Annotated in this window: 9 protein-coding genes; 4 read left to right on the plus strand and 5 right to left on the minus strand. The window is 65.2% G+C overall.

Annotated elements, in window-relative coordinates; translation table 11 throughout:
* Positions 1-114: 114 nt before the first annotated feature.
* Entirely contained in the window at positions 115-1,002 is an 888-nt protein-coding gene (locus tag QY049_RS34175; RefSeq protein ID WP_194479533.1) for a TauD/TfdA family dioxygenase, read from the minus strand.
* Positions 1,003-1,100: 98 nt separating this feature from the next.
* Positions 1,101-1,880, minus strand: coding sequence for an SDR family NAD(P)-dependent oxidoreductase (locus QY049_RS34180; protein WP_258765094.1), 780 nt, complete (start codon positions 1,878-1,880; stop codon positions 1,101-1,103).
* A gap of 99 nt (positions 1,881-1,979) precedes the next feature.
* Between QY049_RS34180 and QY049_RS34185 the strand changes: the two genes are divergently transcribed.
* Together QY049_RS34185 and QY049_RS34190 are read left to right on the plus strand one after the other, a co-directional pair.
* Positions 1,980-2,717 carry an SDR family NAD(P)-dependent oxidoreductase gene (locus QY049_RS34185; protein ID WP_301270425.1) on the plus strand — a complete coding sequence of 246 codons (738 nt, stop codon included), beginning with the start codon at positions 1,980-1,982 and terminating at the stop codon, positions 2,715-2,717.
* A 74-nt stretch (positions 2,718-2,791) separates the two neighbouring features.
* Positions 2,792-3,166 (plus strand): CsbD family protein, encoded by a 375-nt coding sequence (locus QY049_RS34190; protein ID WP_194479536.1) that lies wholly within the window; start codon positions 2,792-2,794, stop codon positions 3,164-3,166.
* Between the two features lie 62 nt (positions 3,167-3,228).
* Here QY049_RS34190 and QY049_RS34195 read toward each other — a convergent pair whose 3' ends face one another.
* Together QY049_RS34195 and QY049_RS34200 are read right to left on the minus strand one after the other, a co-directional pair.
* On the minus strand, positions 3,229-4,902 hold the full coding sequence (locus tag QY049_RS34195) for an SGNH family hydrolase (RefSeq protein WP_258765096.1): 1,674 nt from the start codon (positions 4,900-4,902) through the stop codon (positions 3,229-3,231).
* Between the two features lie 149 nt (positions 4,903-5,051).
* Positions 5,052-6,470 (minus strand): lytic murein transglycosylase, encoded by a 1,419-nt coding sequence (locus QY049_RS34200; RefSeq protein WP_258766878.1) that lies wholly within the window; start codon positions 6,468-6,470, stop codon positions 5,052-5,054.
* A gap of 201 nt (positions 6,471-6,671) precedes the next feature.
* On the opposite strand from QY049_RS34200, the gene QY049_RS34205 reads away from it, so the two are divergent.
* Complete coding sequence (locus QY049_RS34205; RefSeq protein ID WP_194479538.1) at positions 6,672-7,547, plus strand: UTP--glucose-1-phosphate uridylyltransferase; 876 nt, start codon at positions 6,672-6,674, stop codon at positions 7,545-7,547.
* A 5-nt stretch (positions 7,548-7,552) separates the two neighbouring features.
* Here the strand turns inward: QY049_RS34205 and QY049_RS34210 are convergent, their stop codons facing one another.
* Entirely contained in the window at positions 7,553-9,049 is a 1,497-nt protein-coding gene (locus QY049_RS34210) for a diguanylate cyclase (protein ID WP_258765097.1), read from the minus strand.
* A 154-nt stretch (positions 9,050-9,203) separates the two neighbouring features.
* Between QY049_RS34210 and QY049_RS34215 the strand changes: the two genes are divergently transcribed.
* Positions 9,204-9,473 carry a hypothetical protein gene (locus tag QY049_RS34215; RefSeq protein ID WP_194479540.1) on the plus strand — a complete coding sequence of 90 codons (270 nt, stop codon included), beginning with the start codon at positions 9,204-9,206 and terminating at the stop codon, positions 9,471-9,473.
* The last annotated feature ends 177 nt before the right edge of the window (positions 9,474-9,650 follow it).

Below are 9,650 nucleotides of genomic sequence, written 5' to 3' on the forward strand. Positions count from 1 at the left end.
CATGGTGAATCAGAAACAAGCTGATTTGGGAATCCCAAATCGATTCAGATTAAACCCATCCCGCTTTAAGGGCGCGCTTGTCCGGGACGACAGCGGTGTGTGACGCGCCTCTCGCTACTCCGCCGCCTGCTGCTGCACCGTCGGCTCGGTGCCCGCCACCGTCGCCCGGCGCATGTCGCGGGGCTGGGACTGGTCGTAGCGGCGGACGCGGTGCATGGTCTGGCGGTTGTCCCACATGACGAGATCATGCAGCTTCCATCGGTGGACGTAGACGAACTCGCCTTGCGTCGCGTGCTCGTTGAGGTCGCGCAGCAGCAGCCGTCCTTCCGGCACGCTCATGCCCACGATCTTGCCGGCGTGAGATGACAAATACAGCGACTTGCGGCGGTGAACGGGATGGGTCCGCACCAGCCGCTGCAGCACAGGCTTGAACATCGCCTTTTCGTCGTCGGAATATTCGGTGAAGCCGAGCGAGCCCCGCGAATACATCAGCGAGTGCTCGCAGACGAGATCGTCGATCTCGGCCTTGGTCTCGTCGTCGAGCGCGTCATAGGCCGCGCGCATGTCGGCAAATTCGGTGTTGCCGCCCTTCGGGTTCACCACCCGCGCCGACAGCAGCGAGAATTTTGCCGGGATCGGGCGGAACGAGCTGTCGGAGTGCCACAGGCAGTTGCCGAGATTGAACAGATGCGTGCGGCTGTCCTTGGCGAGCGGCTTGCCGTCCTTGCCGAGATTGGAGACGTCGTTGAGGCCGGACTGGAGGCGATAGTCCTTTTCCTTCGTCACCGTGCCGCCGCGGGCATCCTCGCGCTGACCAAAGTTCAGTGCAAAAGCCATCTGCTGTTCGTCGGTGATGTCCTGGTCGTGGAATACGAGCACCGCGTATTTGTCCATGGCGGACTCGACCTCGCGGGCCTCATTCTGCGTGAGCGGCTTGCGCAGGTCGAGGCCGGAAACCTCGCCGACAAAATGCGTCTGAAGCTGCCGGATGGCGATCGTCATGGCGTTTCTCCCGCGAACCGCGAGCGGTTGGTCCCGCTCTGTCGACGAAAAAGGCTACTCCCGCGCCCGGCGTTGTCAACGCTCGGCGCGCATGGCTCTCACGCGTTGCGTGCCATCAACCCGCCGTCCACCGGAATGACCGCGCCGGTCAGGAACGACGCGGCCGGCAGGCACAGGCTCAGCGTCATGTGCGCGACCTCTTCAGGGTCGCCGTAGCGGCCGAGTGCGGTGCGGCGCTTGGCGTAGATGGTCTTGTGCTCTTCCGAGATGCGCTCGGTGATGGCGGTGCGGATCGGGCCCGGGCAGATGCAGTTGACGGTGATACCCTCCCGGCCGAGCTCGACCGCGAGCGAGCGTGTCAGGCTCGCGACGCCACCTTTTGCCGCGGAGTACGGGCTGTGCAACGCTGTCGCGCCGAGCGCTTCGGTCGACGCGATGTTGACGATGCGCGGCGACTTCGATTTGCGCAAATGCGGCAGCGCGGCGCGGATGATGCGCGGGTGCGCCGTCAACATCACGGCGATGCCCTTGGCCCAGGCGTCTTCGTAAGCCTCGTCGTCGATCGCGACGCGCACGGAGATGCCGGCATTGTTGACGACGATATCGAGCCCGCCGAAATGCGCGGCGACATGGCCAACCACGCGCTTGATCTCGCCGCCGTCGGCGACGTCGAGCTTCCATGCCTTCGCCGTTCCGCCGCTGGCCGCGATCTCCTTGGCAACCGTCTGTGCGCCTTGCTCGTCGTAATCGGTGACGGCGACGTTGGCGCCTTCGGCTGCGAACACGTGCGCGGTGGCGCGCCCCATGCCGCTGGCGGCGCCGGTGACGAGAACGGTGAGGCCCTGCACGGAGCGGCTGAGCTGCTTGGATTCCGACATCGTGTTTCCTCGCGGTCTCTTGTTTCTTGTTTTGAGATGGACAAGGCTGGCATCGATCCGCAGACAGGTCAAACAAGCAAGACAAAAGGGGAGGCCGCGATGGCGAACGAACTCGATTTCTCAGGCAAGCAGGTGCTGGTGATCGGTGGTTCCAGCGGTATCGGCAACGGCATTGCGCAAGCTTTTCGCGCGAGAGGCGCGGCGGTTGCCGTTTGCGGCACACGCGCTCGCGCAGCGGAATATTCTGCGGAGGAGGGCTCCGATCTCACCGGGCTTGCTTATTCGCAGCTCGACGTCAGTAACCCCGTTGCGATCGAAGCGTTCAAGCCGTCGTTCGATCGGCTCGACATCCTGGTGCTCGCGCAAGGCGCGGTGATCTATCGCCGCGGCGAGTTCGAGATGGCCGGCTTCCGCAAGGTCGTCGAAGTGAATCTCATGAGCCTGATGGCCTGCGCGACGCGGTTTCATTCCATGTTGCGGGATTCCAGCGGCGCGCTGATCATGGTGTCCTCGACCGCGGCCTACCATTCCACCATGGGCAATCCCGCCTACAACGCGTCGAAGACCGGCGCGGTCGGGTTGACGCGGACGCTGGGCGAGGCGTGGGCCGAGGACGGCATCCGCGTCAACGGTATCGCCCCCGGTCTCGTCGACACCAAGATGACGAAGGTGACGACCGACAATCCCAAGCGGCTCGAAGGTGCGTTGTCGCGCATTCCGCTGCGGCGGTTGGGCACGCCGGCCGACATGGCGGGCGCCGCATTGTTCCTGGCCTCGCCGCTGTCTTCGTACATGATTGGACAGACGCTCGTGGTCGATGGCGGGCTCATTCTCTAGGGCCAAACTCTCAGCGGCGGTGGAACTGCGCTCCTCCTGATCGGTTACTTGGGCAGACCCCCTGGAGGAGCATCATGGACAAGGACAGGATCGTCGGATCGGCCAAGGAATTTGCCGGACGCGCAGAAGGTGCCATCGGAGACATGGCAGGCGATACGCAGACACAGGCGTCGGGCAAGGCGCGCGAAGCCGCCGGCACCGTGCAGAATCTCTACGGCCAGGCCAAGGACGCGGTGCGGGACGCCGCGGACACCGCCACTGGCTACGCCAAGGACGCCTATGAGAACAGCGGCGAGACGCTTCGCGATGGATCGCAGGCGCTGTCGAAGAAGGTGCAGGACAATCCGCTCGGCGCGCTGCTGGTCGCCGGCGGCATCGGCTTCGCGCTCGCGCTTCTGATGTCACGCCCCGCGCGTCGTCCCCCGCCGCGCTGGCGCTATTACGGCTGACGGCCGTCCGTCATTCCGGGCTCGCGCTTCGCGCGCCCCGGAATGACATCTCAAATCGACAATTACCGAACCGCTTCCGCCGAACGCCCGACATTGCCCGGCGGACGCGGGATCGCAGGATTCGGATTGCGTGGCGGCGGCGCCAGCTGACGCGGCGCGGGTTGCGGCGCGCCGAAGCCGAAGAAATCACGCAAGGACGGCGTTGCCTGCGCGGGCTGCTGCGGCGGTGGCGTCGGCCTCCTCGGTGCGGGCGGTTTGGGCGGCACGATCGCAGCGGCTGCGCCCGGCGCGCCGGTCGCACTCGGAGCCGCAGCGCCACCATCAGGTGTCGTCACGGCCATCGGCGTATCGCCCTTGGCCTGCTCGCGGCCGACTTCGCGGCGCGGCCAGGAATAATCATCGGCTCGGCCCGCGGGCGCTGCAAGCGGCTCGCCCTTCACCAGCGTCCTGGCGGCGAGCGCATCGACGGCGGCGGGACGCGTGCCCGGTCCACCCAGCAATTGATCGGTCGAGATCGAGGCCGCGACCAGCGGCACGATCGGGCCCGCGAGCGGCCGCGGCGCGGGCTTGCCGGGCTCGGCGCTGGTGTCAGGCGTTCCCGGCTCGCTCGGCAGCGCGATCGGGCCGGAGCGGCCCGCCAGCAAGCGCGTGATCTCGCGCTCGACATAGTGCGCGAGCTTGCGCGCGCCGGGCTTGGTGAAATAGACGCCATCAGCGCTGCGCAACTGACGGATCTGGCCTTCGAAGTCGGGGCCCTTCTGCAGGAAGCGACCGGCTTCGTCGACAAAGCCGTCCCAGATGTCGACATAAGTGATGCCGGCCTTGGCCGCGCCTTCGCGATAGAGCGAATCCAGGAACAGCATGTCCGCGGTGCCCTTCGGCCCGCGGATCGCGGGCAGGCCGACCCAGAGCACCGGCACGCCCTTGGCTTTCAGGACGTTCGCAAGCTCCTCGATCTTCTTGCTGTAGAGCTCGACCCAGTGGTCGTCGCGGAATTCGTAGAGGCCGTTCGGATGGCGCGCGGTCTTCTCGGGCACGGCCGCCAGCGTGTCGGCGTTGTCGGCGTCGTCCTGGGGCAGGTCGGTATCCGCCGCTGGCTTGTCCTCGGGCTTGGCGGCCGTGTCGGGCTTGGTCTCACCCGGTTTGCCTTGCTGCTTGGCCCCGCGCGCACCCTTCTCGTTCTTCTTGTCCTTGTCGGATTTCTCGACAGCCTCGCGGATCGCGATGCGGTCGTTGAGGCCGAGCATGACGACGATCACGTCGGGTTTCTCGGTCTCCAGAATGCCCCTTGCGGCCGCCGCCCAGTCCGAGGGCTCGCCCTTCGGCTGGTACCTGATCAGGCCTGAGGTGGTCCTGTGCTTGCGGATCACGCCCATGTCGGGCTGCTCGGTGTAGGCGTCTTCTAGGCCATAGGCGAGCCAGTCGGCCATGGCGTCGCCGATCACCAGCACGTTCTTGTCGGCAACGGTCTCACGCTTGGCGGGCCCCGGCGCACGCGAAAAATCCTGGCGTGGGGCCTGCTGCTGCTGCTGCTGGAACGGCGCGAAGAAATCGCCGCCGAACCAACCGCCGCCGCTGCGTGGCGGCGCCTGGCGCTGCGGCGGGCCGCCGAAGCCGGGGAAGTTGAAGAACTGCGCCGACGCCGGTCCCGCGACCAGGATCGCAAGCGCCGTCACCAGCGCGATCAGCGGGCCGGTCTCGGTCAGCGCCTTGAAAAAGGATTTTGGCTTCGACATGCGATCTCGGGCGCGCGCAATTGGGTCTGGGATTGCCTCGATATAATAGCGGAATCGGGCGCCAAACGGGCAAATTCTCTTGCAGATTCCCTGGGCAATACACCGCCGATCGGCCAGAATCGCCGCCCAGGGTTACTTTCAGGCCGTTTTTACCGCCCGCGCAGCCGGTCCAGCACGTCGGAGGTGGCAAACCCGTCGGCAGGGAGCCCAATCGAGACCTGGAAGTTGCGCAGCGCGTCCCGTGTCATGCCGCCGAACTGGCCGTCCGGGGTGCCCTTGTAGAAGCCCCGCTGGGCCAGCAGCTGCTGGAGTTCCAGCCGCTCGGTGCGGGACAATTCGCGCTCCTGCCGCGGCCAGGGTTGCACGAAGGGCTGCCCGCCGCGCAGGCGGTCGGCGAAATGGCCGATCGCCATCGCATAGGCCTCGGCCGGGTTGTACTTCATGATGACACGGAAATTCTGGAGCATCAGGAAGCCGGGTCCCTGCGCACCTGCGGGCGCCAGCAGATAGGCCTTCTCCGCCGGATGCGGGAACGGCTGGCCCGTCGGCCGCTTGAGCCCAAGCTTCTCCCACTGCGCGATCGTCATCATCTTGGCGCGGTCGGCCAGCATGTAATTGAAGCCCTGCGGCACCGTGACCTCGTAGCCCCAGGTCTGGCCGCTCTGCCAGCCGTCTTTCTTCAGGTTGTTTGCGGTGGAGGCGATCAGGTCGGTCGGATTGTCGACGACGTCGCGCCGTCCGTCGCCGTCGCCGTCCACGGCGAAGCGCTTGAACGCGGTCGGCATGAACTGGGTCGGGCCGAACGCGCCGGCCCAGGAGCCGCGCATCTGCTCGGGGCGCAGATCGCCGCGGTTGAGGATCTCCAGCGCCGAGAGGAACTCATCCCTGAAATAGGCCTGGCGGCGACCGATGCAGGCGAGTGTTGCCGTCGATTGCAGCACGCTGCGGTCGCCCATCTGCGTCGAATAATTGGACTCGATGCCCCAGATCGCTGCGATGATGTAGCGGTCGACGCCATAGGCCTTCTCGGTCGCGTCGAACTGCGCCTTGTACCTGGCGAGGATCTCCTTGCCCTTGGCGAGGCGGTTGTCGTTCACGAGAATGTCGAGATAGTCCCAGATCGACTTGGTGAACTCGGGCTGCGAATCCATCAGGTCCATGATGCGCAGGTCGGGTGTCAGCCCGGCGGTGAAGCGCTGGAAATTCTCCTGCCTGATGTTGCGCCGTGCGGCATCGGGCCACATGCTCGCGACGCAATTGTCGAAATTGCCGGCCGCCTCGCGGATCGCGGCCGCCGTCATCAGCGGATGGCCGGAGGCACCGTCCTCGCCGCTCCAGGGTTGCGCGCCGCCTGGGGCGGGCGCGGGTTGCGACGGTGCCGGGTCCGCGCCGGAGAAAATACCGCCGAACAGTTTCGACAGGCCGTTTTGCCCCTGTTGTCCTTGGGCCTGCGCGGACGCAGGGAGCAGCAGCGCGACCGCAATCATTGCTGCGCCGGCGACATATCCCGCCCGTCTTGCCTGTCTTGTCACCAGCCTTGCCGCCAGTCCTGCCACCGATTGCATCATGTCCCATCCGTCCGGCCGAAAATTCGCCATCAGGAGGCCTCGTTACGGTTGCCAATATCTTAACAAAGGTGAAATTTCGGTGGTGGCCTTTTCTCAATTCCAGACGCGAAGCCCTACATCCGCCTTTGTTACCGGCTGCAAAACGGCTAGCAAGACGCCATTGCTTCCTTCACCTGCGCTCCAAGGTATTCGATCAATCCCATGAAAATCCGCAAAGCTGTATTTCCCGTCGCCGGCCTCGGTACCCGCGTTTTGCCCGCCACCAAGGCCATGCCGAAGGAAATGCTCACCATCGTCGACAAGCCGCTGATCCAGTACGTCTATGACGAGGCGCGGGAAGCCGGCATCGAGCACTTCATCTTCGTCACCGGCCGCAACAAAAACGTCATCGAAGATCATTTCGACAGGATGTTCGAGCTCGACGCCACCCTGGCTGCGCGCGGCAAGAAGGCCGAGCAGGAAATTCTGGCACAGAACCAGCCGGAGGCCGGCGCCGTCAGCTTCACCCGCCAGCAGGCGCCGCTCGGCCTCGGCCATGCGGTGTGGTGCGCGCGCGACATCGTCGGCAACGAGCCGTTTGCGGTGGTGCTGCCCGACGAGCTCGTGCTCAATTCGCCCGGTTGCCTGAAGCAGATGATCGAGACCGCTGCAACGCTCGGCGAGAAATCCAACCTGATCGCGGTCGAGGCGGTGCCCGACCATCTCACCCATCAATACGGCATCTGCGGCGTCGGCAAACGCACCGGCAAGATGTTCGAGGTCGACGGCATGGTCGAGAAGCCGGCCAAGGGCACCGCGCCCTCCAACCTCTCGATCACCGGTCGCTACATTCTCCAGCCGGAGATCTTCAAGATCCTGGAGACCCAGGAGCGCGGCGCAGGCGGCGAGATCCAGCTCACCGACGCCATGATCGGCCTCGCCAAGTCGCAAAAATTCTACGGCGTCGAGTTCGAGGGCGAGCGCCATGACTGCGGCTCCAAGCCCGGCTTTCTCCGCGCCAACATAGCCTACGCGCTCAAGCGCCCGGAGCTGCGCGAGGGGCTGATCGCGGAGATGAAGAAGTATCTCGGGCAGTAGGCCCTTCAGGCCACTAGCGACAGCTTCGGCAGGCTCGCGACCACCGACTGGTTGCGTCCGCCGCCTTTCGCGGCATAGAGCGCCTTGTCGGCGGCGGCGACCAGGACGGCCCAGTCCATGCCTGCACTGGGCGTGAGGCTGGCGATGCCGCAGGAGACGGTGGATCCCGTCCCGCCGTCGGACCAGCCCTGCACCTTGCCGCGGATCGTCTCGGCGATCTTGAAGGCCTCGGCGGCAGGCGTGTTCGGCAGCAGCACGGCGAACTCCTCGCCGCCATAGCGCGCGGCGCAGTCGCCGGCACGCCGCACCGAATCCGAGATGCAGATGGCGATGCCGACCAGCACCTGGTCGCCGGCCTGGTGGCCGAACGTGTCGTTATAGGCCTTGAAGTGATCGGCATCGATCATCAGCAGCGCGACCGGCGTCTTCTGGCGCGTCGCGCGGCGCCATTCGGCGTCGATCACCTGGTCGAACTTGCGGCGGTTGCGCAGGCCCGTGAGCGCGTCGGTGGTCGCCATCTCCTCGAGCTTGCTTTCGGCATCCGCGCGCCGGCTGATCTCGCGCGCGAGCACGATCGCCGATCCCAGCACGAACAGCGCGAGCACCAGGACCACGGCGCCGATGCGATAGGCTTCCTTCTGCCAGAGCTCGAATACGGCAGCCAGCGGTTTTCCCGCCACCACAAACAACGGACCAGAACCGCTGCTGCGCACATAGAGTCGCGGCGTCACGTCCACCGGTCCCTTTCCGGCGTAGGATCCGCCGGCCTTGAGATTGTCCGACCTCCAGTCCTGCAGCGTGGCAAGGTTCTTGCCGATGATGTCGAGATCGAACGGGCGCCGCATCATGATGGTGCGGTCGCGCTTGAGCACGGTGATGGTATCCTCGGGATCGAGGCTCAGCCGCTCGAACAACTCGTGGAAATAGCTGAAGCGGATCGAGCCGGCGACGACACCCAGGAAGCCGCCGTCGGTATCGCTGAGGCGCCGGCTCAGCACGATCGAATAGGCGCCGCGGAACAGCATCGGGCGGCTGATGAAGAGGCCCGCGTTGGGATTGTCGCGGTGAACGGTGAAATACTCCTCGCTACTGCGATTTTCCGCGACCGGATCGAGCGTCGAGGCATCGATGGTGAGGTTACCGTCCGCATCGAACACCTGGACGGCGCCGAAATGCTTTGCGGTGGTGGCGTGATCGAACAGGATGAGCTGGCGGATCGGTTTCGAGACCGAGGCGATCTCGGGCAGCAGCACGTTGCTGGCGACCGCCTTCAGCGACAGGTCGTAGACCTCGATGTTGCGGCTGATGTCGGCGTCGATCGTGGTCGCCAGGTTTTCCAGGGTCTGGCGGGCCAGCGCCTCCTCGCCGCGGCGCATGTCGAGCATGACGTTGAAGCAGATGGCGGAAAAGCCGATTACCGTCACGACGGACGTCATGATCAGCAGCTTCGCCGAAATGCGCCACGGCCGAAGGGCCATGGCTTCGCGCCATCCAGACAGCATCGTTTGCTCCCGATACTAGTGGATGCGCCTGAAATCTTGCGTAGTGTTTAAGCCGCGACGACGCTGCCGCGATGAGTTAAGAAACGGTTTAAGCGGCTGACGGTTTCCGGCAGGCTTGACCTGCTGATCCGGCTCCGGACGAGAGGACCATCGTGTGAACGACTACGACCCATTGCGCGATTACCTGCTGCGGCAGAAGCAGACGGAATTCGTACTGAGCTTCGAGCAGATCGAGGAGATCATCGGCGCCGCCCTGCCGCGCGCGGCCAACCGTGCCTCATGGTGGGACAGTCTGCGCAGCCCCGACATCCAGATGCCCCAGCGCGAAGCCTGCCTCGCCGCGGGCTTCAAGGCGGTCCGGATGCCGGATGGCCAGAGCGTGCGGTTCACGAAGATGAAGACGGACCGGCGCAGGCCGGGGTAGAGGGCAGTCTCTGTTCTTCGCTTCTCCCCTTGTGGGAGAAGGTGGTGCGAAGCGCCGGATGAGGGGGTGGTTCGGCATATTCAGCTGCGCGATTTGGCCTCGCGGACCCTCTCCCACAAGGGGCCTGTTGCGTAATTCGCCAGTTGTGATTCCCTGCGGTTGAGCCTTTTGGGGGAA

Source organism: Bradyrhizobium sp. WYCCWR 13022 (genome assembly GCF_030435535.1).
Lineage (GTDB): Bacteria > Pseudomonadota > Alphaproteobacteria > Rhizobiales > Xanthobacteraceae > Bradyrhizobium.